Origin of the sequence: Nonomuraea mangrovi (assembly GCF_042681425.1) — a bacterium.
Lineage (GTDB): Bacteria > Actinomycetota > Actinomycetes > Streptosporangiales > Streptosporangiaceae > Nonomuraea > Nonomuraea mangrovi.
This window is the reverse complement of the sequence record NZ_JBHUFV010000033.1, coordinates 1,019,805-1,043,445: the sequence shown is the minus strand read 5'-3', so window position 1 is coordinate 1,043,445 and position 23,641 is coordinate 1,019,805. Positions and strand designations below refer to the sequence as shown.

The 23,641-nt window shown below is 70.6% G+C and carries 23 protein-coding genes; 12 read left to right on the top strand and 11 right to left on the bottom strand.

The features are described from left to right. Positions 1–139 precede the first annotated feature (139 nt). Together ACFSKW_RS23230 and ACFSKW_RS23225 are read left to right on the top strand one after the other, a co-directional pair. Positions 140–943 carry a glycosyltransferase family 2 protein gene (locus ACFSKW_RS23230; RefSeq protein ID WP_379574435.1) on the top strand — a complete coding sequence of 268 codons (804 nt, stop codon included), beginning with the start codon at positions 140–142 and terminating at the stop codon, positions 941–943. A 394-nt stretch (positions 944–1,337) separates the two neighbouring features. Further along, on the top strand, positions 1,338–1,970 hold the full coding sequence (locus ACFSKW_RS23225) for a DUF5134 domain-containing protein (protein WP_379574434.1): 633 nt from the start codon (positions 1,338–1,340) through the stop codon (positions 1,968–1,970). 121 nt (positions 1,971–2,091) lie between these two features. On the opposite strand, the gene ACFSKW_RS23220 is transcribed toward ACFSKW_RS23225, so the two are convergent. After that, the gene (locus tag ACFSKW_RS23220; RefSeq protein WP_379574433.1) at positions 2,092–2,247 is read right to left on the bottom strand and encodes a hypothetical protein; all 156 of its coding nucleotides are present in this window, start codon (positions 2,245–2,247) and stop codon (positions 2,092–2,094) included. A 12-nt stretch (positions 2,248–2,259) separates the two neighbouring features. Beyond that, a complete protein-coding gene (locus tag ACFSKW_RS23215) occupies positions 2,260–3,432 on the bottom strand; it encodes an MFS transporter (RefSeq protein WP_379574432.1) in 1,173 nt (390 codons plus the stop codon). Between the two features lie 259 nt (positions 3,433–3,691). Here ACFSKW_RS23215 and ACFSKW_RS23210 point away from each other — a divergent pair, with 259 nt between their 5' ends. Further along, on the top strand, positions 3,692–4,096 hold the full coding sequence (locus ACFSKW_RS23210) for a nitroreductase family deazaflavin-dependent oxidoreductase (protein ID WP_379574431.1): 405 nt from the start codon (positions 3,692–3,694) through the stop codon (positions 4,094–4,096). Here the strand turns inward: ACFSKW_RS23210 and ACFSKW_RS23205 are convergent. The 3 genes from ACFSKW_RS23205 to ACFSKW_RS23195 form a co-directional block, all read right to left on the bottom strand. Then, positions 4,089–4,670 (bottom strand): GNAT family N-acetyltransferase, encoded by a 582-nt coding sequence (locus tag ACFSKW_RS23205; protein WP_379574430.1) that lies wholly within the window; start codon positions 4,668–4,670, stop codon positions 4,089–4,091. The genes ACFSKW_RS23210 and ACFSKW_RS23205 overlap by 8 nt on opposite strands. Positions 4,671–4,672: 2 nt before the next feature. Then, positions 4,673–6,151, bottom strand: coding sequence for an Nramp family divalent metal transporter (locus ACFSKW_RS23200; protein WP_379574429.1), 1,479 nt, complete (start codon positions 6,149–6,151; stop codon positions 4,673–4,675). A 184-nt stretch (positions 6,152–6,335) separates the two neighbouring features. Beyond that, positions 6,336–6,635 (bottom strand): putative quinol monooxygenase, encoded by a 300-nt coding sequence (locus ACFSKW_RS23195; RefSeq protein WP_379574428.1) that lies wholly within the window; start codon positions 6,633–6,635, stop codon positions 6,336–6,338. Between the two features lie 91 nt (positions 6,636–6,726). Between ACFSKW_RS23195 and ACFSKW_RS23190 the strand changes: the two genes are divergently transcribed. The 3 genes from ACFSKW_RS23190 (at position 6,727) to ACFSKW_RS23180 (ending at position 8,566) form a co-directional block, all read left to right on the top strand. Further along, on the top strand, positions 6,727–7,686 hold the full coding sequence (locus ACFSKW_RS23190) for a GlxA family transcriptional regulator (protein ID WP_379574427.1): 960 nt from the start codon (positions 6,727–6,729) through the stop codon (positions 7,684–7,686). Positions 7,687–7,783: 97 nt separating this feature from the next. Next, positions 7,784–8,200 carry a luciferase domain-containing protein gene (locus ACFSKW_RS23185; protein WP_379574426.1) on the top strand — a complete coding sequence of 139 codons (417 nt, stop codon included), beginning with the start codon at positions 7,784–7,786 and terminating at the stop codon, positions 8,198–8,200. A 3-nt stretch (positions 8,201–8,203) separates the two neighbouring features. Beyond that, positions 8,204–8,566 (top strand): PH domain-containing protein, encoded by a 363-nt coding sequence (locus ACFSKW_RS23180; RefSeq protein WP_358143442.1) that lies wholly within the window; start codon positions 8,204–8,206, stop codon positions 8,564–8,566. Between the two features lie 6 nt (positions 8,567–8,572). Here the strand turns inward: ACFSKW_RS23180 and pgeF are convergent, their stop codons facing one another. Together pgeF and ACFSKW_RS23170 are read right to left on the bottom strand one after the other, a co-directional pair. Further along, positions 8,573–9,346: a peptidoglycan editing factor PgeF gene (pgeF, locus tag ACFSKW_RS23175; protein ID WP_379574425.1), complete on the bottom strand. Its 774-nt coding sequence runs from the start codon at positions 9,344–9,346 to the stop codon at positions 8,573–8,575. Next, positions 9,325–9,630, bottom strand: a complete 306-nt coding sequence (locus tag ACFSKW_RS23170; protein ID WP_379574424.1) for a CU044_2847 family protein — start codon at positions 9,628–9,630, stop codon at positions 9,325–9,327. Before ACFSKW_RS23170 ends, pgeF begins: the two co-directional genes overlap by 22 nt. A gap of 95 nt (positions 9,631–9,725) precedes the next feature. On the opposite strand from ACFSKW_RS23170, the gene ACFSKW_RS23165 reads away from it, so the two are divergent. Further along, positions 9,726–11,033 (top strand): hypothetical protein, encoded by a 1,308-nt coding sequence (locus ACFSKW_RS23165; RefSeq protein WP_379574423.1) that lies wholly within the window; start codon positions 9,726–9,728, stop codon positions 11,031–11,033. Between the two features lie 18 nt (positions 11,034–11,051). Here the strand turns inward: ACFSKW_RS23165 and glgA are convergent, their stop codons facing one another. Beyond that, positions 11,052–12,224 (bottom strand): glycogen synthase, encoded by a 1,173-nt coding sequence (glgA, locus tag ACFSKW_RS23160; RefSeq protein ID WP_379574422.1) that lies wholly within the window; start codon positions 12,222–12,224, stop codon positions 11,052–11,054. 265 nt (positions 12,225–12,489) lie between these two features. Between glgA and glgC the strand changes: the two genes are divergently transcribed. The 5 genes from glgC to ACFSKW_RS23135 all read left to right on the top strand — a co-directional run bounded on the left by glgC (position 12,490) and on the right by ACFSKW_RS23135 (position 19,286). Continuing rightward, positions 12,490–13,725, top strand: a complete 1,236-nt coding sequence (glgC, locus tag ACFSKW_RS23155) for a glucose-1-phosphate adenylyltransferase (protein WP_379574421.1) — start codon at positions 12,490–12,492, stop codon at positions 13,723–13,725. Between the two features lie 280 nt (positions 13,726–14,005). After that, positions 14,006–15,307, top strand: a complete 1,302-nt coding sequence (locus ACFSKW_RS23150) for a lipopolysaccharide biosynthesis protein (RefSeq protein WP_379574420.1) — start codon at positions 14,006–14,008, stop codon at positions 15,305–15,307. A 23-nt stretch (positions 15,308–15,330) separates the two neighbouring features. Beyond that, positions 15,331–16,413: a GNAT family N-acetyltransferase gene (locus ACFSKW_RS23145; protein WP_379574418.1), complete on the top strand. Its 1,083-nt coding sequence runs from the start codon at positions 15,331–15,333 to the stop codon at positions 16,411–16,413. Then, complete coding sequence (locus ACFSKW_RS23140; protein WP_379574417.1) at positions 16,413–17,576, top strand: DegT/DnrJ/EryC1/StrS family aminotransferase; 1,164 nt, start codon at positions 16,413–16,415, stop codon at positions 17,574–17,576. The genes ACFSKW_RS23145 and ACFSKW_RS23140 overlap by 1 nt, the downstream gene beginning before the upstream one ends. 186 nt (positions 17,577–17,762) lie before the next feature. Beyond that, the gene (locus ACFSKW_RS23135; RefSeq protein WP_379574415.1) at positions 17,763–19,286 is read left to right on the top strand and encodes a hypothetical protein; all 1,524 of its coding nucleotides are present in this window, start codon (positions 17,763–17,765) and stop codon (positions 19,284–19,286) included. On the opposite strand, the gene ACFSKW_RS23130 is transcribed toward ACFSKW_RS23135, so the two are convergent. The 3 genes from ACFSKW_RS23130 to ACFSKW_RS23120 are packed head-to-tail and all read right to left on the bottom strand — an operon-like array spanning position 19,215 to position 23,560. After that, on the bottom strand, positions 19,215–20,312 hold the full coding sequence (locus ACFSKW_RS23130) for a mechanosensitive ion channel family protein (RefSeq protein WP_379574414.1): 1,098 nt from the start codon (positions 20,310–20,312) through the stop codon (positions 19,215–19,217). The genes ACFSKW_RS23135 and ACFSKW_RS23130 overlap by 72 nt on opposite strands. A 28-nt stretch (positions 20,313–20,340) precedes the next feature. Next, the gene (locus ACFSKW_RS23125) at positions 20,341–21,336 is read right to left on the bottom strand and encodes a ribonucleotide-diphosphate reductase subunit beta (protein ID WP_379574413.1); all 996 of its coding nucleotides are present in this window, start codon (positions 21,334–21,336) and stop codon (positions 20,341–20,343) included. 46 nt (positions 21,337–21,382) lie between these two features. Next, positions 21,383–23,560 carry a ribonucleoside-diphosphate reductase subunit alpha gene (locus ACFSKW_RS23120; protein ID WP_379574412.1) on the bottom strand — a complete coding sequence of 726 codons (2,178 nt, stop codon included), beginning with the start codon at positions 23,558–23,560 and terminating at the stop codon, positions 21,383–21,385. Positions 23,561–23,641 lie beyond the last annotated feature (81 nt).

The window sequence follows — 23,641 nt, the reverse complement described above, 5'->3', positions numbered from 1 at the left end:
CGGCCTCTCGGAAGGCCCTTCGCGGCCGTCCATCGGATTGGCTCTTCCCCCATGCCATCGCGTGGAAGACCCCTCGCGCTGCGAGCGATCGTGGGCCCGTTAGTGTGACGATCTAGCCGACCCCCGGGAGAGCACGGTCTTGTTCACCTTCGTCATCCCCGCCCACAACGAAGAGGCCACCGTGGCCACCATCGTCGGTCAGGCCCGCGCCGCCGCCCAGCAGGGCGATCGCGTTCTGGTCGTCGACAGCGCCTCCACGGACGCCACCGCCGACCGGGCGTCGGCCGCGGGTGCCGAGGTCCTGCGCGGGCCGAAGGGCAAGGGTGCCGCGATGAACGCCGCGCTGGACCTCGTCCGTACCGAATGGGCGTGCTTCCTCGACGCCGACCTGGTCTCGTCGGAGGTCAACATCGCCGCCGAACTCCGCGCCGCCGCGGTCTCGGGCACCTCCGGCCACGTGGTGGGCGACTACGAGTACGACCATCCGGGCACGATCCTCAGCTCCACCTTCACCATCTACGAGCCGCTGACCGACAGGTTCTTCCCCGAGACCGGGTTCATGGGCGCCAACGCGCTGACCGGCTACCGGGCGATTCACCGTTCGCTGCTCACCCAGCCGCTTCCCGCCGACTTCGGGGTGGAGTCCTTCCTCAACATCACGCTCGCGGTCGCGGGGGCGCGGGCGAACGTCAGGCACCTGGGTGTCGTCGGGAGCCGGTTCCGCGCCACCGGCGGGACGATGGCACGGGAGATCGGCACCGCCATTCTCGACCTGGCCGTCGCGCACGGCCGTCTTGACCCGGCCGAGCGTGGCGCGTGGGAGGCCTGGCTGGAGGATGGCGTCGCCGCCATCGCGCCCCAGGCGGCGGACGGCGGCCGGTCGGCCACCCTGTCCCGCCTGTTCGCCGCGGTCCGCAGGCCGATGCCGTCCTACGGCGACTAGCCGGATCACACGCAGGCGACCCCGGGCGTCAGCGGGTCACGACGTCCTGAGCAGGCCCGACGAACCGGCCCCGCGGCTCTCATCAGCTCCCACCGGGCCCGGCGAAGCGATCCCCCGCAAGCCACATCAGGCCCTGGTGAGCCGATGCCCACAGGTCACATCACCCTGGTCAGGCCCTGGTGAGCCGATCCGTGGGAAACACGCCGTCCTGGGCGCCACGTGCTCCCTCCTCGTCCAGCGGACGGCGGCCGCGCAGGCGTCGTGATCGTTGACCGCTTCAGCGACGGAAGGCCACAGGTTCCTGCCTGTCCGCGGTAGTTCGCGAACCTATCGATGAGTTCCGGCCGCTACGGGGATCAGTACAGGTGGACCGTCCCCCTGCAGAGAGGCCGCCATGACTTCCGCCGACGTGCCGCGCGTGGCGCTCACCGTCGTCTTCGTGCTGGTCACGGCCTGGTTCGTGGTCACAAGCGGGCGGCGGCGCGGTGTGGCCTCCGCCCGCGAGGCTCCGGCGCGCGGCACCGGCGGGGTCTGCGACGTGGCTCATGCCACGATGGCCGCGGGGATGGCCGTCATGGTGTGGCCGTGGGAGGTCGTTCCGAGCTGGCTGCAGGGGCTGGTGTTCGCGATCGTCGCGCTCTGGTTCCTCATGCTCGCCGCATCGCCGGACGTCGCGCACAGAGCCGTGGCGGGCGATCACCCCATGGAAGCGGGCATGCGCGGGACGTCGAGGCGGCTGGCCAACCTGCACCATGCCTCGATGGCGGTCGCGATGACGTGGATGATCGTCACTCTGCACGGGCATGCCGAAGGGGTCGCCGCGATCCCGCACCACGCAGCCGTCGGGGCCGCGGGCGCCGTCCTCGTCGCGCCGCCTCCACCACACGGTGTCGTCGCGGCGCTGGCGGGCTACTTCGTCCTGGCCGCGGTGCCCTGGCTGGCCGGAGCGGTACGGCGGCGCCGTGCCCACCGGCTGTGTCACGCGGCGCTGTCGGCCGGCATGGGAGTCATGCTCCTCCTGGCCTGAACCGCGATGACGTTCCGGACGAAAGCCGGGGAGAACCACCGAGGCGGCGAACCCGGCCGTGAGAAGACGGGACCGGTCGCGGGGCCCTCTCCTGCCGGGCAGGTGAGGGCCCGCGCACGGGTCAGAGCACCGCGGCCAGCGCCGTCATCGCCTCCACCTGCGGCCGTTCGCCGGCCGAGACGCTGTCGAAGCCGGGGCGTTCGGCGGCGGCCACGGCGTCCGGGCCCGCGTGGGCGCCGAAGGCGGGAAGGCCGGAGCCGATACGTGGCATGGTCACGCGTTCTCTCCTCTACTTGCCCGGTACATCCCCAGGGAGTGGGAGCGGACTCGTCCTTCTCGACATCGCGAGAGCCGTCACCAGGTACGGCACGCTGAACAGCACGAACAGCGCGCTGTGGGACAGCACGAGCGAGGCGGCGCCGTACAGGACGAGGGCGACGATCGTGCAGACGTCGGTGAGCAGGCCCGCCAGCGACGTGACGGTGGCGCGGCTCGGCCCGGTGATGCGTCTCTGCAGCCTGGCGTCGGCCAGCACCTCGCCGAGCTGGAACATCGCGAAGGCGACCGCGATGCCCACGAACCCCCCAGGGTGCCCGGTGGCCGCGCCGACGCCGAGCGCGAGGCCGCCGACGGCGAGGACGGCGGCCAGGCCGCGCGTCCGCAGCCGCGCGGCCCGCTTGGCGAGCAGTCCGCCCGAGGTGGCGCCCACCCACAGCAGAAGCACCAGCAGCGGTACGGCCTGCGTGGTCGCCCCGCTCTCCTGGGCGAGCAGCGGCACGTACTCCTCCAGTTCGCCCCACACGGCCGTCACCGCGGGCACCAGCAGCAGCGCGCGCAGGACCTTGGGGGAGCGGCGCGCCTCGGCCAGCCCCTCCTTGAGCGTGTCGAGGTAGCCGTGCGGGTCGTCGTCCTCGGGCTCGGCGCGGTGTTCGGGCAGCGTGGCGGCGACGGCCGCGCACGCCAGGCAGGCCAGTACGCTGCCCACGCCCACCGCGACGTAGCCCCCGCCGGCGAAGAGGGGTCCTGCGACGGCCATGGCCAGCGCGGTGGCGACCAGGCCGATGGAGCGTGCGCGCCCCATGACCTCGGCGTACCGCTCGCCTCTGCCGGTGTGGGCGAGGTTGTCGTGCACGAGCGCCTCGAACGCGCCCGACTCCAGCGCTTCGCGCGCGCCCCACAGCACGAAGCCGGCGGCGAAGGCCCAGTAGGAGGGCACGGCCGTCCACAACGCGAAGCCAGCGGTACCGAGCAGCGGGCCCGCGACCAGGAGCGCCTTGCGGGAGAGGGAGTCGGCCAGCGCGCCGCTGGGCACCTCGAGCAGCAGCGCGGCGACGACCCAGATGACGAACAGTGAGGTGATCTCGGGAACGGTCAGCCCGGTGTCGGAGAACAGCAGCGTGTAGACCGGGTACAGCAGGATGAAGTCGCCGAGGAACGAATAGGCGTAGAGCTTCGGCAGCATGAGGTCTTTCCTGTCGGGGGGCGGTGCGGACGTCGGGCGTGGTGCCGTGCCCGGGGGTCCGCGCTCGCGCGCCCCGCGACCTCTGGTACTGGATCAATGTCGCCAGGTCATGTTCGGATTCTAACCATGGAGGCCGCGGGCGGCGCCACGGCGACTGCGGGGAAGCCGGTGCCGCACCCGGGTCGGCCGGTGTTCGCGTGGGGCGCGAACGACCGCAACCGTGGCGATGTCATTACCGAATCCCGGGTAGGAGGGCCACATGCTCTACGGTAAAGAACACGTCCGCCGCTATCAGGAGACCGACGGCGCGGAGGGTCACGACTGGAACGGCACGACGACGCTGCTCCTGACGACGACCGGCCGCAGGTCGGGTAGGAAGTACACCACTCCGCTGATCTACCAGAAGCACGGCGACACCTACGTCGTCGTCGCCTCCAAGGGCGGTGACCCGAAGCACCCCGAGTGGTATCTCAACCTGACGGCCGACCCCACGGTCGAGGTCCAGGTCAAGGACCGGAAGTTCAAGGCCCGCGCCCTCACGGCCAAGCCCGACCAGAAGCCCGCGCTGTGGGGGCTGATGACCAGGGTCTGGCCCGACTACGACCAGTACCAGACCAAGACCGCTCGCGACATCCCCGTGGTGGTCCTGGAGCCGCTCAGCTGACCGGTTCCCTGAGCATCGCCCACACCGTGGGCCCGTCCTCCGGCAGGAGGATCTCGCGGGTGACCTGGAAGCCGTGCTTCTCGTAGAAGGGGACGTTGCTCTCCTTGCTGCTCTCCAGGTAGGCCGCGACCCCGTCGGCGTCGCACCGCTCGATCCGGGCGCGCAGCAGCGCGCTGCCCGCCCCGCGTCCCTGCGCCGCGGGGTCGGTGCCGATCTGCGCCAGGTACCAGTGGGGCCGGGATGGCCGCGCCTTGCGGAACGTCGACTCCAGCAGCTGGCCGTAGGAGACGCGCCGTCCCATGGCCGCGACGAATCCCGGCAGCGAGCGGACCGTGTCGAGCGCCGACTGCCTGTGGCCCGGCGGGTCCCACAGCGCGGCGCCCACCGGTTCCTCGCCGTCGAACGCCAGGTCGCCGAGGGCGTGCACGTGGCGGGCCAGGGTGGCGAACATGCGGTCGGTTCCCTCGCCTGACGGCAGCATCCAGCGGACGACGGGGTCGTCGTGGAAGGCGAGGGCCATGAGGGCGCCGATTCTGACGGCGTCCGCCTTCCTGTCAGCGGGGCGAATGATCACTTTTAGAACGTTATCAGAGGCTCTCCGATGAAGTCGGCGATGAAGTTGACGAAGAAGAAGCCGAAGAACAGGAAGTTCAGCACCAGGATCACGTAGTGCCACCAGTGCGGCCGCGCCGCGCGCGGCAGCCGGCTGTTGAGGTACATCAGCAGGAACGGGTAGATCAGCGCGCCCAGGTTCGACATGTTGGCCGACCACTGCACCAGCTCGACGGGCACCGCCAGGTGCAGCACGATGGCGATGACGACCAGCAGCGTCAGCATGAACGGGTAGTAGAACCGCCTCGGATCGCCCTCGATCAGGGCGCGCAGGCGAGGGCTGGTGGCGTGGGCCGCGTCGGTGGTGACGCGGACCATCGCCTCGAAGATGCCGAGCTGGGTGGAGAAGAGGATCAGCACCCCGACGATCAGCACGAGCACGAACATCGGCCTGCCGTACTGCTCGTTGAGCACGCTGGCCACGAAGGTCGGCACGTTGGCGGCGGTCGGCTTCTGGCCCGAGATCTCGACGGCGCGCGCCATGAGGATCGTGGGCAGCAGCATGCCGAGGATCGCGCCGACGAAGAACACGCCCCACATGTCGACCATCAGCAGGCGGTACCACCGCTTCCACGTGGCCGTGTTCCTTGCGTCGTCGGAGAAGGTCACGCCGCTGTCGAGCAGCTCGCTACGGCCGCCGCGCAGGCCCGAGATGAAGCCGGTGCGGAAGCCCATGCCGTAGCCCTTGTCGCGGTAGTGACCCATGACGTACCAGTTCAGGCCCGAGGCGAGGGCGGTGAAACCGGCGAGGCCGCCGAGCTGGGTGGCGGTGATGCCGGGCGGCGGGGCGGCGGGCGTGACGAAGCCGCGGATGGCGTCCCACCACTGTTCGAAGGGCACCACGAACAGGTCGATGAGCAGCAGCGTGACGAGGATCGCGCTGACCATCAGCCAGTTGGCCAGCTCCAGCGCCCTGCTGATGCGGCGGGCGGCGGCGGTGATGACGAAGACCAGCACGAGCAGGGCGATGGCCCACAGCCTGGGCTCCTCCGCGCCCGCGGGCGCGACCGTGCCGTGGACCAGCGCGTAGACGCCCTGTCCTGCCGACGCGGCCCAGCCTCCTGCGATGAAGGCGAAGATGACCACGAAGACGGACAGGGGCACCCACAGCAGGAAGCCCGGGGGCACCCTGCCCCATCCGACGACGGGCGCCTCGCCCGTGGCCAGCACGTACCGGGAGCATTCGACGTTGTAGAAGGTCTGCAGCAGCGCTGAGACGGTGATCACCCATCCGACGCCGACGAACCCGTACTGGCCGACGGCCTGCGGGCCGAGCAGCCATTCGCCGCTGCCGATGGAGATGCCCAGAGCGATCAGGCTCGGGCCTATGGCGTACTTGACCAGCTCCTTGGCCCCGATGCGCTGGACGCCGAAGACCTCTTCGGGCTGGGGCAGGTCGGTGACGACGAGGTCAGGGCGGCTCACGCCGAGCGGATGGGACATATGCTCACACCCCTCTCAATATCAGGGTGATCCGCGAAGAAGGTCGAGGCAAGGCCTATTTCTGAGAGCCGGATATCGCCGTCGAACGCCGGAACGGGGTGGAGTCGCTGCCCGAAGGACGGGTTCTGTGGCGGCCCCTGAGGAGCCCGGCGCCGGGCCGGGCTCAGGGCTCAGGGCTCAGGGCTCAGGGGAGCTTGACCGCCAGGAGGTCCACGGGGCGGATGTCCGGTGGCGCGCTCAACATCGTCGGCGCCGCCTCCATCAGGGCGGCGGCGATCCTGCCCTGCAGGTGTCCCGAGCGTCCCCTCTCGTCGGCGAAGGTGTCGAAGACGCCGAAGGCGGTGTCGCTCTCCCGGAAGGCGAACCAGGTCAGGGTGTGGTCCTCCTCCTTCGCCAGTTGCACCGCCTCGCGCAGCAGCGCCTCGACCTGGTCGGCGTACTCGGGCTTGGCTTCGATACGGGCCAGCAGACCGATGTTCATCATCGGCTCCTTTCGTCGTTGTCACCGGCAACCTAGCCTCGCCCCAGGCGCCGCTCCCAGTGTCGGAAACGACGGCTCTGATACCGTTCCCGTCATGGACGTGGCGGTGCTCGCCTACGACGGCGTCTTCGACTCCGGTCTCTCGGCGATGCTGGACGTGCTGGCCGCGGCCAACGCGATGCGCGGCGAGCTCCCGCAGCCGCCGCCCGAATGGCGGGTCGTCACCGTGGGCCTGCGCCGCAGGATCAGCACCGGCGCCGGGCATCTGGTGCCGGCAGACCCGGTCTCCGCGGCCGAGGGGGCCGACCTGCTGGTGATCCCCGCGCTGGCGGAGCGCCGCCCCGACGCCCTTGTCTGCCATGTGTCGGGGCCGGACGCGGCGGGCGTTCGGCGCCTGGCGGCCGCGGCGCGGGAACGGGGCACGCCCGTCGCCTCCGCCTGCACGGGCACGTTCCTGCTCGCCGAGTCGGGCGTGCTCGACGGCCGGCGTGCGACCACCAGCTGGTGGCTGGCGCCGTACTTCCGCGCCCGCTACCCGAAGGTCGCGCTCGACCAGACCCGGATGGTGGTCACCTGCGACGGGGTGACCACGGCGGGCGCCGCCTTCGGCCACGTCGACCTGGCCCTGGCGGTCGTACGATCGAGCAGCCCGGCCCTCGCCGAGCTCGTCGCCCGGTACCTGGTGATCGACGAACGCCCGTCCCAGTCGGCCTACACGATCCCCAGCGCGCTCGCGCAGAGCGATCCCGTCGTCGCCGCCTTCGAGCGCTGGATCAGGCGGCATCTCGACCGGCCTTTCAGCCTCGCCGACGCGGGCCGGGCGATCGGCGTCAGCGACCGCACGCTCCAGCGAGCCGTCCGCCGGGTCCTCGGCACCTCGCCCGTGCGGTTCGTCCAGGACCTGCGGGTCGAGCAGGCGTCACACCTGTTGCGGACGACCGGCCTCTCGCTGGAGGCAATCGCCCGCGCGGTCGGCTACGAGCACGCCAACACCCTGCGCGTCCTGCTGCGCCGGCGAACCGGGCACACGGCCGCCGCCCTCCGCGACCGGTGATCGCCGCCAGGCGCCGACCGGCGGCCTCAGACAAGGACGCATAACGATTGAGGTCGCCCGGCTACTCTCCGGTGCCGAGCAGGACCACGATGGCAGCATGACGGTCGCCCTGGACTCACGGGCCCGCCGGGCCCTCGCGCTCCTGGAGGAATGGCCCGCGGTGCGAACGACACAGGCCTCCTGCCGCAGGGGCGTCGGCGTGGCCGTCGGCGCCCGCGAGGTCCTGCACCTGCACTCCGACCGCGACGCCGAGCTGTGCCTGACCCGCCCCACGATCGATCGGATGCGCGCGGCGCTGGCCGACACCGGGCAGGTGGTGTTCGGCCCGAGCGAGGACTGGATCGGCGTCCGGCTGGAGAGCGAGGCGGACATCGACCTCCTGCTGGCGCTGCTCAGCGTCGCGATCAAGACCTGCGACCCCGGGCAGGCCGTGACGCGGTGCTCCGCGCCGGCGGATCACGCGGGACGCAGTAGGGGCATCTGTAACAAACCTCGCAGCGAGGCCCATTCCTAGGGTATGGACATCGCGTTCGACCGCCAGGAGCAGCTCCAGCAGATCCAGAGCGGGCTGCTGCCCGGTGAGCAGGTCATAGCGGTCTACGACGCCATCGGCGCGGGCACGGGCTTCCTCGGTCTGACCGACCGGCGCGTGATCGTGCAGGACAAGTCGTTCGTCGGCAAGAAGCTCGCGATCACCAGCATTCCCTACTCGAAGATCTCCGCCGTCAGCGTGGTGAGCAACAAGTCGTTCGCCGGGTCGTTCTTCTCCTCGGGGGCCATCGCCATCCACGTCGGGACGCACACCTACGAGGTGGAGTTCCGCGGCGAGAACAAGGCCCACCACGTGCACAACGTGATCCTGCACTACATCGCCCGATGAGGACGCTCAGCCTGCCAGCCAGGCGTAGGCGGCGAAACGGCCGGTCACGCGCTCTCGGCGGTAGGAGTACAGCTCGGGCGACTCGATCGTGCAGCGCTCGTCGTGCCGTACGTCCTGGACGCCCCTGCCGCGCAGCTGGGCGCTCACGCCCGCCCGCACGTCGAGCGCGGGGGTGCCGAGGCGGGTGGTGGAGCGCATCACGGGCGGCGCGGCCTCGATCAGCTCGGGCGAGACCTCGTAGCACAGGCCGCAGGCGGACGGCCCGATCAGGGCGACCATCCTGTCCGGCTGCGCCCCGTGCCCCGTCATCGCGTCGACCAGCGCGGGCACCACGCCCTTGAACGTGCCCTCGCGCCCCGAATGGGCCACGCCGACCAGCCCCGCGCCGGGGTCGGCCACGACCACGGGCACGCAGTCGGCCACCAGCACCGCCAGGCCGAGACCCGGCTTGTCGGTGAAGATCGCGTCGAGCGGGGGCGGCTCGTCCCCGAACGGCTCGCTCACGTAGGCCACGTCCGCGCTGTGCACCTGGCGCATGAACACCACGTTGCCGGGGTCGAGCCCCAGTTCCTCGGCGGTGTCGCGGCGGTTGGTGAGCACGGTGCGGGGTTCGTCGCCGACCGCGCCGCCGAGGTTCCTGCCGTCGTACGGCGGAGCGCTGCCGCCCCCGCTCCTGTCGGTGACGACAACGTGCACACCCTCGGCCAGCAGCACGGGCTTCCCTTCGATCGTCGGCTCATGAAGCGTACGGCAGTCGCTCAGCCGCCCTCGCCCTTCCACGACAGGCGCACCTGGATATGGCCCTCGACGCAGGTCTTGGCGATCATCGCCCCCGCCTCCGCGTTGAGCTTGACGGAGAACTCCAGCTCGACCTCGTCGGGCGAGGACTCGCGGAAGGCGGCCAGGGTGGCGGCGGCGGCATCCCTGATCGGGCGCAGCGCCGCTTCGAGCGACTCGACGGAGGCCTCGATGACCTCGCCGGTCCGTGAGACCCTGCGGGTGCCCTGGCTGCGGTCGGGCACCTCGACGTAGAGCGCGCCGCCGCCTTCCAGGGGCATACGCATGATCTCTGTCACCGCGACTCCCGGGGGTTGGAACCGCGGCCAGCTTAAACCGGGTAGCGCGGCCAGTCGATGATCGATCTGCGAGACTTACGGGCATGGCCCGTTCCGCCGTTCGCGCCTCGATCCTCGCCGCCGCGCTGGCGGCCGGCGCCTGCGCGGGCCCGCCGTCGGCCGACAGGCTTCCGGCCCGGTCGGACGGGTCCCGCTCCTCCGCCGCGACCACCGCCTCCTCCGCTGCGACCACCACGTCCTCTGGGGCGCCGGCCGGCGCCATCTCCCCTGAGGCGGTGCCGGCGGCCCATCTCACCGCGATCCCCGCGCGGCCGGCGTCGTGCCCGCAACCACCCGCGGAGCGGGACGATCTCAGTCCCCGGCCCACGGCGTCGAGCTGGAAGCGGATCTCCACCGACGAGGCGACGGGCAGCATGGACGATCTGGCCGCCGCCCCCGACGGCACGCTGTGGGCCTCCTCGACCAGGCAGAAGGCCGCGGGTCAAGGCGTGCTGGAGTACACCGACGGCGGGCTGCGCCGGTGGGACGGCACGGCGTGGACGGCGATGCCGCTGCCCAGCGGCCCCGATGTCAGGGTCGTGGCGCTCGCCGCGGCCTCGAAGGGGCGGGCGTGGGCGCTGGGGATCGTGGGCAGGACGGGCCATGTCGCCGCCTTCGACGGAGCCGGATGGCGGGTGGAGCCGCTGTCGGGGGCCGCGGCCGAGAGCATCGGCTGGGGCGGCACCGCCGCCGAGAGCATCGCGCCCGGCAGGCTCTGGGCGGTGAACGGGCGGGTAGGGCTGCTGGACGCCGGCGGCGCCTGGCGCTCGTACGCGCTTCCCTCCCCTGCCTCGGCCGTCGACGGCGAGGGCGGCGAGCTGTGGGCGGCCGGCGGGACGGCCGCGCTGCGCTGGGAGGGCACCGGCTGGCGCCAGGTCGGCGTGCCCGCGCTGGGTGTCCCGGCGAAGGCGCAGGCGCCGCGGGTGTCCCTGACCGACGTCGTGGTGCTCGGCCCCCGTGAGGTGTGGGTGGTCGGCGGGGTGTCGTGGCTGGTGCCTGGCGCGTACAACGAGGAGAACGAGCCGCTCGAACTGACGCGTCCGGTGGCCCTGCGCTGGGACGGGTCGTCGTGGCGGTGCGGATGGGGCGCCGTGGGGACCATGCTCACCGAGGCCGAATCCGACGGGACGGGCGGGCTGTGGGCGCTGGACTCGACCCGGAGCCGGCTGTGGCACCTGTCGGACGGGGAGTGGACCACGGAGAGCCCGCCCGTGCCTGGCGGACGGGTGCCTGAGCTGACCGCGCTGGCCCGTCGGCCCGGCAGCGCGGAGGTCTACGCGGTCGGCGCGTTCGCTCCCGAGGGCGCCGACCATCCCACCTTCGCCGCCCTCTGGCGCACCGCACGCCGCTGACGGCCCGAACCGCGACGGTCAGCCGGTGAGCGTCCGGTACAGCTCCATGGTGCGCTCGGCGATGCGCTCCCACGAGAAGTGCTCGATCGCGCGGGCCCTGCCCGCCTGCCCGAGCGCCTTCGCCCTGTTCGGGTCGCCCAGCAGCGCGTTGACCCTCTCGGCCAGGTCGGCGGCGAACTTCTCCGGATCGTACGGCGTGCCGTCGGGGCCCTGCTCGATCGGCACCAGCAGGCCTGTCGAGCCGTCGGCCACCACCTCGGGGATCCCGCCCGTCGCGGTGGCGACCACCGCCGTCTCGCACGCCATCGCCTCCAGGTTCACGATCCCCATCGGCTCGTAGACCGACGGGCACACGAACACGGTGGCGTGCGTGAGCAGCTGGATGACCTCGGGCTTGGGCAGCATCTCGGAGATCCAGAACACCCCGTCACGCCCCAGCCCTTCGACCAGGCCGCTCACCTCGGCGGCGATCTCCGGCGTGTCGGGCGCGCCCGCGCAGAGCACGAGCTGCGCGCCCGGCTCGAGGTCGCGGGCCGCGCGCAGCAGGTGGACCAGCCCCTTTTGCCGGGTGATCCTGCCGACGAAGACGACATACGGTCTGCCCGGGTCGATCCCGTGCTTCTTCAGCACCTCGAGCCCGCGTTCAGGCGCGTACTCGACGGTGTCGATCCCGTTGTGGATCACGCTCACCCTGCCGGGCGGGATCTCGGGGTAGGCGGCCAGGACGTCGCGCCGCATGCCCTCCGACACCGCGACGATCGCGTCGGCCGAGGCGAGCGCGGTGCGCTCGGCCCACGAGGAGAGCGTGTAGCCGCCGCCCAGTTGCTCGGCCTTCCACGGCCTGAGCGGCTCCAGGCTGTGCGTGGTGACGACGTGGGGGGTGTCGTACAGCATCTTGGCCACATGACCGGCGAAGTTGGCGTACCAGGTGTGGCTGTGCACCAGGTCCGCGCCCTCGCAGGCGGCGGCCATCTCGAGGTCGACGCCGAGCACCTGCAGGGCGGCGTTGGCCGTCTCCAGGCCGCCGGGCACCCGGTAGGCCGAGACGCCCGGTTCGGACCTCGCCGCGCCGAAGCAGCGCACCCGCACGTCGGCCAGGCGTCTGAGCTCCCTGGCGAGGTACTCCACATGCACACCGGCGCCGCCGTACACCTCTGGCGGGTATTCACGACTCAGCAGATCCACGCGCACACGCCGACCCTAACGCACACCCGCGTTCCCCACCGTGCGCGGAACACGCGGGTAAAAGCGTTGATTAGATGCGTTTGGAGTATTTTGCCCTAGCCGGCTGGCCCTCGACCGGACCGCCGTCGAAGGCGGCCGAGGCCCACGGCGGCGGGGCCTCAGGGCGGGAAGACGTCCCGAATGATCACGATCATGGTGAAGAGCGACTCGCTGTCCTGTTGGTGGGCATGTGGATCTGCTTTGTCGGCCGGTTTCGGGGTAGCGTCACGCCATGACGTCGCCCAGGGTGCTCGCAGTCGTGCTAGCAGGTGGAGAAGGCAAGAGATTGATGCCGCTGACGGCTGACCGCGCGAAACCAGCGGTGCCGTTCGGCGGAATGTACCGGCTGATCGACTTCGTGCTGTCGAATCTCGCCAACGGCCACTACCTGCAGATCGTGGTGCTGACGCAGTACAAGAATCACAGCCTCGACCGCCACGTCTCACGGACCTGGCGCCTGTCGGCCATGCTGGGCAACTACGTGACGCCCGTCCCCGCCCAGCAGCGTCTGGGTCCGCGCTGGTTCTCCGGCTCGGCCGACGCGCTGTTCCAGAACCTCAACCTCATCTACGACGAGCTGCCCGAGCACGTGATCGTGTTCGGCGCCGACCACATCTACCGGATGGACCCGCGGCAGATGGTGGCCCAGCACGTCGACTCCGGGGCGGAGGTGACGGTGGCGGCGATCAGGCAGCCGCTGTCGCTGGCCGACCAGTTCGGCGTCATCGAGACCGACCCCTCGGGGCGCAGGATCGTGGCGTTCAGGGAGAAGCCGAAGGACGCGGTGGGCCTGCCCGACCATCCCGACGAGGTCTACGCCTCGATGGGCAACTACGTCTTCAAGACGCAGGCGATGATCGACGCGCTTCGCGAGGACGCGCTCGACCCGACCAGCAAGCACGACCTCGGCGGCAACATCATCCCGATGATGGTCAAGTCGGGCGGCGCCGAGGTCTACGACTTCGCCAACAACCTCGTGCCGGGCTCGACCGAGCGCGACAGGGGCTACTGGCGTGACGTGGGGACGCTCGACGCCTACTACGAGGCGCACATGGACCTGATCTCCGCGCACCCGATCTTCAACCTCTACAACGACCGGTGGCCGATCTACACCGGGCACGACCCGCTGCCGCCTGCCAAGTTCGTGCACAACGAGGGCGACAGGGTGGGCCGCGCCATCGACTCGCTGGTCTCCCCCGGCGTGATCGTCTCCGGCGGCACGGCACAGCGCTCGATCCTGTCGCCGCGCGTGGTCCTGCACTCCCACTCCCTGGTGGAGGACTCGGTGCTGATGGACAACGTCAAGATCGGCAGGGGCGCCGTCGTCCGCAAGGCGATCATCGACAAGAACGTTGTGATCCCCGACGGCGCGAGGATCGGCTTCGACCTCGACTACGACCGCACCCGTTTCGCCGTCACCAGGGGCGGCGTGGTGGTGATCGGCAAGAACGAGATCGTGGATCGCTAGCCGTACCGCGGCGAGCGCGGCCTGCCTCGCGCGGGTCCGCCGCGCGAGGCCGCTGAGAGGCGCTGAGCGTGACGGCCGACGGCGTTCACCCGGGTCACGAGATTTCGTGATCCGGGGCTGCGCGGGCGGTTCCCGGCGCATAACGAGTGACTCAAGACGTGCCGGGTCACTCCAACCGTCGGACATGATGGTCAATGTGACAAGTGAGGCACCTGACTCGGACCACCGGGTGAAAGTTACCGGTAAGACCGCTGCAAGCGGCCAGGACGAAGATGGAGCCATGCCAACCCCCGTGGCCGCACCCACCTTGGCCGACCGACTGCGCAGGGACCTGCGGAACCCGCTGTTCCTGCAGGCCTACGCGCTCATGGCCAACACAGGGATCACCGCCGTGCTCGGGCTCGGCTACTGGTTCCTGGCCACCAAGCTCTACACGCCCGCCGCCTTCGGCGAGGGTCAGACGATGATCAGCGCCATGCGCCTGTTCTCGTCGCTGACCGGTCTGGCGCTCGCGGGGGCGATGGCCAGGTTCATCCCGGTGGCGGGCCGGCGCACCGCCGAGTTCGTCCTGCGCGGCTACGCCGTGGCCGGGGCGACGGGCGTCGTCGCGGCGCTCGCCTTCCTGCTGACGCTCCCGCTCTGGGGCCCCGCCTACGCTGACCTCGGCGGTTTCGGCCCCGGGCTGTTCTTCCTGGCCTCCGTGCTGGTCTGGACGATCTTCACGCTCCAGGACGTGACGCTGGCAGGACTGCGCAAGGCGGTCTGGGTGCCGGCCAACAGCCTGGCCTTCGGCCTGGTGAAGATGGTGATGTTGGCGGCCCTGGCGTTCGCGCTGCCCCATGGCGGTCTGTCCGGCGGCATCTTCCTGTCGTGGATCATCCCGACGGCGATGGCGCTGATCCCGATCAACTGGTTCATCTTCAAGGTCTTCATCCCCCGGCACGTCACCGAGAACGGCGGCGACCCGCCCCGGCTCCGCCAGGTCGGCAGGTTCCTCGCCGGCGACTTCCCCGGCGCGCTGTCGCTGCTGCTGACCCTCTACCTGGTCCCTGTCCTGGTGGCCGCCTGGCTCAACGACGCCACCGTCTTCGGCTACTTCTCCGTCACCCACACGCTGGGCTGCATGATCGGGCTGCTGGCCGCCAACATGGCCGTCTCGCTCACGGTCGAGGGCGCCTTCAATGCCTCGGAGCTGGCCCGCAGCGTGCGCAACGCCCTGCGCCGCATCGTGCTGATCATCGTGCCGATCGTGGCGATCGCCGCGCTGGGCGCGCCGCTGATCCTGTCGGTCTTCAGCAGCGAGATGGCCGACGCCGCCTCGCCCCTGCTGCGGCTGATGGCGCTGTCGGTGCTGCCCGGCATGCTGATCGAGATCCACCTCAGCACGCTCAGGGCGATGAGCCAGGCCAGGCGGCTGGCGATCGTGCAGATCGGCCTCGCGGTGCTGACGCTGGGCCTGATCGCCGTCCTCTTCCCCGTGGCGGGGATCACCGGAGTGGGCTACGCGGTGCTGGCGGCCAATGCGATCATTGCGCTGACCGTGGTACCGCACCTTCGTAGGGTTGCTGCTGTTTCTTCATGAGGATGGGTATGTTCCAGCTTGATATGAAACGTTCCACCTTTTCCGTGGTCAGGCCCGGTGAGCTCGGCGAGAGCGAACTCACCGCCTGGCGTGAGATGCAGGCAGCGCAACCCCATCTGGCCAACCCCTTCCTGAGTCCCGAGTTCACGATCGCCATGGGCGAGGTGAGCAGGGCGGCGCGCGTCGGGATCATCAGTGACGGCGAGGGCATCGCCGGGTTCCTGCCCTTCGAGGTCGGCGCGGGCGGCGTGGGGACCGCGATCGGCTCGTGGGTCTCGCTGTGCCAGGGGGTGATCCACAGGACCGGAGTCCGTTTCGACGCCGACGCGCTGCTCAGGGGGCTGGGGCTGCACGTCTGGGAGTTCGGCTGCCTGGTCGAGCGCCAGCCGTGGTTCCAGCCGTACGAGACGCTCTCCCAGCAGAGCGTGGTGCTCGACCTGTCGTCCGGGTACGCCGCCTACGCGGCCGAGCTCGCCAAGCGCTCGTCGAAGTTCTACAAGAGCACGCTGTACAAGGAGCGCAAGCTCGGCAGGGATTTCGGCGAGGTCACCTTCGACTTCGCCTCACGCAGCGCCGACGACTTCCGCGTGCTACGCGAGTGGAAGTCGGCGCAGTACCGCCGGATGGGCCGCGCCGACAGGTTCGGACAGCCGTGGGTGGTGGAGCTGGTCGACCGGCTGTACGCCGTCGACACACCCTCCTTCGCCGGCCCGCTGTCGATGATGTACGTCGACGGCCGCCCGGTCGCCGGACACTTCGGGCTGCGCTCGGACTCGGTGCTGATCGGCTGGTTCCCCGCCTACGACCCCGACTTCGCCAAGTACTCCCCCGGCCTCATCCAGCACCTGCACATGGCCGAGGACGCCGCTGAGATCGGCATCCAGGCCCTCGACCTGGGCATCGGCACGGGCTCGGAGTACAAGGACGCGCTGCGCAGCACCGGAGCGCCCGTCGGCGAGGGGGTCGTGCGCCGCCGTACGCTGGGCGCCACCCTGCACAAGCTGCGCCACGAACCCGTCCGCCGCGCGCGCAGACTCATCCTGGAGACCCCGGCGCTCTACGGGGCCGTCGACAAGATGCTGCGCGCCTACGGCAGGCGCCGGTGATGCGCGACAGAGCGGGGCAGGACTGTCTCCACGTGCCCTCGGGCAGGTTCGCCCTCTATCTGGCGCTGCGCCACTGGTTCAAGCCGGGCGACAGCGTGCTGCTGGCACCGACCAACTGCGAGATCGTGCTGTTCATGGTGCTGGCGGCGGGGCTGACCCCCGTGCTGGCACCGGTCTCGTGGCGTGATGGCAACATCGACGTGCCCGCCGTCGACTGGACAGGTGTGTCGGGCGTCCTCACCACACACCTGTACGGCCAGCCCGACCGGATCGCCGAACTGCGGGAGGCCTGCTCGCGCCACGGGGTGACGATCATCGACGACGCCGCCCACGCCATGCTGACCACGGTCGACGGGCGGCTCGCGGGCACGTTCGGCGTGGCGGGCGTCTACAGCCTGGCCAAGCACGGCCGTGCGATGTCCGGCGCCTTCCTCACCTGCGCCGACCCCGCCGATCTGAGGGCGCTGGAGGAGGCCAGGGACGAGCTCCTCGTGCCCGGACGTCAGCTCGCGGCCGTCATGCGGCCCGTGATCAGGGAGACGATCTACCGCACGGGGCTGGTGCGGCCCATCTGGCACGCGCTCAAGCGGCTGGGCCTGATGACGTGGACGGGGCACCGCCTGCCCTCGCGCGAGCCCGAGCTCAAGGCGGCGCTGGCCGCGGCGCCCGCCGCGGCAGGGGGCGGGGACGCGCGGTCCACGGACGCCGAACTGCTGTCGGCCCTCGACTACTGGCTGTCGATCGACCAGGCCGACTGGCGGATGCGCCACGGCCCGCTCGTGCGCCGGTACCAGAACTCCAGGTTCCGCGTGATCGACCGCGAGAGGGAGCCGCGTCTGGCGGGGGTACGCCTGCTGCGCGAGACCCCGTGGGCCGCCGAAGGGGTGCGCCACGCCGAGCCCCAGCCGCTGCTGCGGGTCCCGCTCGTGGTCGAGGACAGGGACGCCGTCGTCGCCCAGCTCGAGCAGCGGGGCGTCGTGCCCGGGTTCATCTACGACCCGCCGCTGAACGACTACCTCGGCCAGGTGCCGGCGGGGCCGAACCCCGAGGCCGCGCGCTGGTGGACGAGCCATGTCCTGCCCGTCGACCCGCTGCGCGCCGGCAAGATCGCCGGACTTCTCACCGAACTCGGGGTCCGGCCCGCGGTACCGCATGAGGTGTGACCCCGGGCGTGGGCGGCGTGGTTCCATGCCCGGGGCGAGTGGCGTTCACATCCATCCGGGGGGCGCCATTCCCGCCGGTCAGACCTGAGAGAGAAAAAGCCTGACGGCTTGGACCGCTTTCTCTCTCGCGAACAGCACAAAGGTAAAAGGCAATTCGCTAAAGTGCCACAGATTAAAATCTCACCCGTGCGCAGATTATCGCCGGCCGAACGCCGCCTGTGGCGGGCCTTTCCCAGCGGGGCATGGGTGGATCTGCGCGCCGGCGACAGGGAACTCGACGATCCGTCGCAGGCCGACCGCTGGGGGCGCGAGCGCGAGGTGCGGGCCGAGGTGATCGCCGCGCTGCTCCTCGGCGCGGTCGAGCGTACCCCCGGCCAGGTGCCGGGGGTACGGCTGGCCGGCGCCCGCGTGACCGGCGCCCTCGACCTGTCGGGCGCGGCCATCGACGTCCCGCTCTACCTGCTCAACTGCCACGTCGCCGAACCCGTCGACCTGTCCGACGCCACCGCCAGGGGAGTCAGGCTGCGCGGCTGCGAGCTGACCAGGTTCAAGGGCTCGCGGATGAAGGTGGACGGCCTGTTCGAGCTGGACGGCTCGACCGTGCACGCGGGGGTACGCCTGGACAACGCCCGCGTCGAAGGCCAGTGCCGGCTGTCCAGGACGACGCTCTCCGCGCCGCCGCCGCGCACCACCACGTCCGAGTCGGCCCACGGCGACGTGCGCGAGCCCCAGGGCGAGGCGGGCGACACCATGCACGAGTGGGCGCTGTGGGCGGGTGGCCTGTCGGTGGGCGGCGGCACGTTCCTGCGCGGCCTGCGCGCCCACGGCGGGCTGCGGTTGATCGGCGGCGAGTTCCCCGGCGGCCTCTATCTCGAGCGGGCGCACGTCGGCTCGATCAACGCCGACTTCATGACGGCGGCCACCGCCGAGCTCAGCAACGGTTTCCGCGCCGACGGCACGATCAGGATGCGCGGCGCGCGGGTCGACGGGGTCCTGTCCTTCCATCACGCCGAGCTCCGGTCGCCGGACAGGGCGCTGCACCTGAGCCACATGCAGGCCGACGAGGTGATCATGCGTCCCGACGTGGTCGAGGGCGGGATCAACTTCGGCTACTCCCGCTTCGGGGTGCTGCTCGACTCCCCCGACGCCTATCCGGACGCCGTGCAGCTCGACGGGCTGACGTACGAGTCGCTGCGCGGGCCGTGGACGCTCGCCGAACGGCTCGGCTGGCTGCGCCACGATCCGAACGGGTACCGGCCGCAGCCGTACGAGCAGCTGGCCTCGTGGTACCGGCGCATCGGGCACGAGCCCGACGCGCGGCGGGCGTTGCTGGCCAAGCAGCGCGAGCGGCGCGGCACCCTGCGCGCGCCCGGCAGGGTGTGGGGGCGGCTGCTCGACCTCATGGTCGGGTACGGCTACCGCTCGTGGCTGGCAGGCCTGTGGGCGGTGGTCCTGCTCGCCGCGGGAACGGTCATCTTCGGACGGATGCCGCCGGTACAGGTGGACCCCGGCGAGACCCGCACGTTCAACGCGTTCGTCTACTCGCTCGACCTGCTGGTGCCGGTGAGCGTGTTCGAGGTGCGCGGCGCGTACGAGCCCGCCGGGTGGACGGCGTGGGTGGCGTGGACGCTGGTGGTGTCAGGGTGGGTTCTGGCCACCGCGCTGATCGCGGGCGCCACGCGGGTCCTTCGGCCAGCCCCCGGAGCCTGAGTCGGCGAAGGCGCCGAAGGAGGAGCTCTCGACCCTGAAGCGGGGCAGCGCCTGCGGGTAGTGGGTCTTCAGGAAGGTCACGAGGTGCTCGCGGGCGTCGCACTTCAGATCCCAGACCGAGGCCGAGTCGGCCGCGCTCATCAGCGCGCGCAGCTCCACCAGGCCGTTGGGCTGGACGTCGGTGACCTGGAGCGTCCAGTCCTTCTGGTCCCACAGCGGGTGGTCCTTGACGAACCGGTGCAGTTCCTCGCGCAGTTCCTGCACGGGCACCGACCAGTCGACGCGGAAGTAGACGTGCCCGATGACCCTGCTGCCGTGCCTGGTCCAGTTCTCGAACGGGTTCTGGGTGAAATAGGAGACGGGGAAGACCAGGCGCCGCTCGTCCCACGAGCGGACCACGACGTAGGTGAGCGTGAGCTCCTCGATCCTGCCCCACTCGTTGTTGACCACGACCACGTCGTCGAGCCGCAACGCGTCGCTGAAGACGAGTTGCAGCCCTGCGAGCATGTTGCCGATCGTGGACTGGGCCGCGATGCCGACGATCGCGCCCGCGATGCCGGCCGAGGCGAGCAGTCCGGCGCCGAGCGCCCGCACCTCGGGGAAGGTGAACAGCGCGGCGCCGAACGAGATCACGATGATCACCGCGGCGGCGGCCCTGCGGACCAGGGTGATCTGGGTCCTTGCCCGCCGGGCTCTGCGGTTGTTCTCCTCGACCCGCTCGAGCTGGTCGAGGACGACATCGGTGACCGCGTAGGCGGCCTGGATGAGCAGCCAGGTGAACGCGGCGATGGTGACGACGCCGGTGAGACGCTCGACGATGGGGCTCGCCGAGGAGCTGACCATGGTGGGGACGAACGCGGCGTTGAAGGCGACGACCGCCGCCACGGCGAACCCGGGCCAGGTGCACCTGACCACCAGGTGCCTGAGGAAGTCCCAGGTACGGCCGGCCTTGAGCAGGACCCTGCGAACCAGTTCGACGCCGATGACCGCCCCGAGCACGGAACCGATCAGGATGAGCCAGTTCATCGGCGACACAATCATGCCCCCTAATGTCTCAGAATGTCTCGTCGAAGGTCACATTGCCCTCAACCGCGACCTGATATGCGGAAACCCTGCGTTCGAAGAAGTTCGCCAGCTCCTGCACGTCCTGCAGTTCCATGAACGCGAAGGGGTTGGCGGTGCCGTACCTGATGGGCAGGCCGAGCCGGCGCAGCCGCTGGTCGGCGACGTACTCAAGGTACTCACGCATCTGCCCGACGGTCATGCCCGACATGCCGTCACCGCACAGGTCGCTCGCGAAGGCCAGCTCGGCCGCGACGGCCTCCTCCAGCATCCTGGTGACCTGCTCGCCGAGCTTGTCGTCGAACAGGTCGGGCTCCTCGGCGCGGACGGTGTCGACGACGCTGAAGGCGAACTCCATGTGCATCGACTCGTCGCGGAAGACCCAGTTGGTGCCGGTGGCCAGGCCGCCGAGCAGGCCGCGGGAGCGGAACCAGTAGACGTAGGCGAAGGCGCCGTAGAAGAACAGGCCCTCGATGCAGGCGGCGAAGCAGATGAGGTTGAGCAGGAAGGTCCTGCGGTCCTGCCTGGTCTCCAGCCGCTGCAGGTCGGACAGGGAGTCGATCCACCGGAAGCAGAACTCGGCCTTGTCGCGGATGGAGGGGATGTTGTCGACGGCGGCGAACGCCTTCACGCGCTCGTCGGGGTCGGGCAGGTAGGTGTCGAGCAGCGTCAGGTAGAACTGCACGTGCACCGCCTCCTCGAACAGCTGCCTGGACAGGTACAGGCGGGCTTCGGGGGCGTTGACGTGCTGGTAGAGGTTGAGGACGAGGTTGTTGGCGACGATGGAGTCGCCGGTGGCGAAGAAGGCGACCAGCCGGTTGATGAGGTGGCGCTCCTGGGGCGACATCTTGGCGAGATCGGCCAGGTCGCTGTGCAGGTCCACCTCCTCGACCGTCCAGGTGTTGCGGATCGCGGCCCGGTAGCGCTCGTAGAAGTCGGGATAGCGCATCGGGCGCAGCGTCAGGTCCATACCGGGGTCGAGCAGCATGTGTTTCTCCTTGCGAACGGAACGTCTGTCGTGCGGGGCGGCGTGCCTACTGGCAGGCCTCGCACACCTCGGGGTTCTCCAGCGAGCACGCGACCGCCTCGCTCACCGTGAACGCCTGCTCGGGCGCCGCCTGCACGGTCGTCTGCGCGATCCTGGTGGCGGGGCGCGAGCGCAGGTAGTAGGTGGTCTTCAGCCCCTGCTTCCACGCGTAGGCGTACATCGACGACAGCTTGCCGATCGTCGGCGTCGCCATGAAGAGGTTCAGTGACTGCGACTGGTCGATGTAGGGCGTCCGCGCCGCCGCCAGGTCGATGAGCGCCTTCTGCGGCAGCTCCCACGCCGTCCTGTACAGGGTCTTGAGCTCGGCCGGGATCCCCTGGATGTCCTGGATCGAGCCGTCCGCGCGCTTCACCGCGTCGCGCATCTCCTGCGTCCACAGCCCAAGGCCCTGCAGGTCCGCGACCAGGTACCGGTTGACCTGCAGGAACTCGCCGGACAGGGTCTCGCGCTTGAAGACGTTCGACACCTGCGGCTCGATGCACTCGTAGCAGCCCGCGATCGAGGCGATCGTCGCCGTCGGCGCGATGGCGATCATGAGGGAGTTCCGCAGCCCGGTTCTGTCGATCTTGGCGCGCAGGGCGGTCCACTCGGGCGAGTCGCCGGCGCCGTAGTGGTCCGGGTGCAGGACGCCCTGCGCCGCCCTGGTGTCGCCGTAGGAGGGGTGACGCCCGCGCTCGACGGCGAGGTCGGCGGAGGTGTCGTAGGCGGCCAGCGCGATCTCCTCGGCGATGCGCGTGGACAGCGCGAGCGCCTCGGCCGAGTCGAACGGCAGGCGCAGCGAGAAGAACACGTCGGCCAGGCCCATCACGCCGAGCCCGATCGGCCTCCATCGCAGGTTGGCGGTCTCGGCCTCGGGCGTCGGGTAGAAGCCCAGGTCGATCGTCTTGTCCAGGAAGCGCACCGCGGTCCTGACGGTGGCGCGCAGCCGTACCCAGTCCATGGTGCCGCCCGCCAGGTGGGCGGCCAGGTTGATCGAGCCCAGGTTGCAGACGGCGGTCTCGCCGTCGCTTGTCACCTCGAGGATCTCGGTGCAGAGGTTCGACAGGTGGATGACGTTCTCCGGGCGCGCGGTCTGGTTGGAGGCGCGGTTGGCGGCGTCCTTGAAGGTCATCCAGCCGTTGCCGGTCTGCGCGAGCGTGCGCATCATCCGGCCGTAGAGCGTGCGCGCGGGGATCTGACGGGTGTGCAGGCCCGCCGCCTCCGCGGCCCGGTAGGCCACGTCGAACGCCTCGCCGTACAGGTCGGTCAGGTGCGGCACCTGCTTGGGGTCGAACAGCGACCACGGCTGGTCGGCCTCGACGCGGCGCATGAACTCGTCGGGCACCCAGTTGGCGAGGTTGAGGTTGTGGGCCCGGCGGGCCTCCTCGCCGGTGTTGTCACGCAGTTCGAGGAACTCCTCGATGTCGGCGTGCCAGGTCTCCAGGTAGACGCAGGCCGCGCCCTTGCGGCGGCCGCCCTGGTTGACGGCGGCCACGCTGGAGTCGAGCGTGCGCAGCCACGGGACGATGCCGTTGGAGTGGCCGTTCGTGCCGCGGATCAGCGAGCCGCGCGAGCGGACCCTGGTCCACGCGATGCCGATGCCGCCGGCGTACTTCGACAGCCTGGCGACCTGGCCGTAACGCTCGTAGATCCCTTCCAGCTCGTCGCGCGGCGAGTCGAGCAGGAAGCACGACGAGAGCTGGGGACGGCGGGAGCCGGAGTTGAACAGCGTGGGCGAGCTGGGCAGGTACGACAGCGTGGACATCAGCGCGTACAGCTCGGCGGCCTCGGCGACCGAGGCGGAAAGACCGCAGGCGACGCGCAGCAGGAAGTGCTGCGGGCGTTCGAGCACGCCGCGCGTCTCGGGGTGGCGCAGCAGGTAGCGGTCGTAGACGGTGCGCAGGCCGAAGTACTCGAACCTGTCGTCGGCGCTCTCGTCCACCAGCGCGTCGAGGGCGGCGGCGTTGGCCGCCACGAAGGCGGCCAGCCCGTCCTGGAGCAGACCCGCGGCGTGGGTGGCCACGATCGACTCGGAGAAGGTCCTCACGCCGTGCGCGGCGGCCTCGTCCGCGATCTGCTCGGCCAGCAGCCTGGCGGCGACCCTGGAGTTCTCCGGGTCGGCGATCACCCTGGCGGCGGCCTCCTCGATGGCCAGCCGGCGATCCACCTCTACGATCTGCGTCACGCTCTCTCCTCGCGAGCTCACCCCGTGAAGGCAGGCGAGAGCACGCGGGCACGCCGCGAGACCCCGCGGCCCTCCCTCGAG

Coding starts and splice junctions, on each gene's coding strand:
- ACFSKW_RS23225 (WP_379574434.1), top strand. CDS start 1,338: ATGACTTCCGCCGACGTGCCGCGCGTGGCGCTCACCGTCGTCTTCGTG.
- ACFSKW_RS23215 (WP_379574432.1), bottom strand. CDS start 3,432: ATGCTGCCGAAGCTCTACGCCTATTCGTTCCTCGGCGACTTCATCCTG.
- ACFSKW_RS23210 (WP_379574431.1), top strand. CDS start 3,692: ATGCTCTACGGTAAAGAACACGTCCGCCGCTATCAGGAGACCGACGGC.
- ACFSKW_RS23200 (WP_379574429.1), bottom strand. CDS start 6,151: ATGTCCCATCCGCTCGGCGTGAGCCGCCCTGACCTCGTCGTCACCGAC.
- ACFSKW_RS23195 (WP_379574428.1), bottom strand. CDS start 6,635: ATGATGAACATCGGTCTGCTGGCCCGTATCGAAGCCAAGCCCGAGTAC.
- ACFSKW_RS23190 (WP_379574427.1), top strand. CDS start 6,727: ATGGACGTGGCGGTGCTCGCCTACGACGGCGTCTTCGACTCCGGTCTC.
- ACFSKW_RS23185 (WP_379574426.1), top strand. CDS start 7,784: ATGACGGTCGCCCTGGACTCACGGGCCCGCCGGGCCCTCGCGCTCCTG.
- ACFSKW_RS23180 (WP_358143442.1), top strand. CDS start 8,204: ATGGACATCGCGTTCGACCGCCAGGAGCAGCTCCAGCAGATCCAGAGC.
- ACFSKW_RS23170 (WP_379574424.1), bottom strand. CDS start 9,630: ATGCGTATGCCCCTGGAAGGCGGCGGCGCGCTCTACGTCGAGGTGCCC.
- ACFSKW_RS23165 (WP_379574423.1), top strand. CDS start 9,726: ATGGCCCGTTCCGCCGTTCGCGCCTCGATCCTCGCCGCCGCGCTGGCG.
- glgC (WP_379574421.1), top strand. CDS start 12,490: ATGACGTCGCCCAGGGTGCTCGCAGTCGTGCTAGCAGGTGGAGAAGGC.
- ACFSKW_RS23150 (WP_379574420.1), top strand. CDS start 14,006: ATGCCAACCCCCGTGGCCGCACCCACCTTGGCCGACCGACTGCGCAGG.
- ACFSKW_RS23145 (WP_379574418.1), top strand. CDS start 15,331: ATGAAACGTTCCACCTTTTCCGTGGTCAGGCCCGGTGAGCTCGGCGAG.
- ACFSKW_RS23140 (WP_379574417.1), top strand. CDS start 16,413: ATGCGCGACAGAGCGGGGCAGGACTGTCTCCACGTGCCCTCGGGCAGG.
- ACFSKW_RS23130 (WP_379574414.1), bottom strand. CDS start 20,312: ATGAACTGGCTCATCCTGATCGGTTCCGTGCTCGGGGCGGTCATCGGC.
- ACFSKW_RS23125 (WP_379574413.1), bottom strand. CDS start 21,336: ATGCTGCTCGACCCCGGTATGGACCTGACGCTGCGCCCGATGCGCTAT.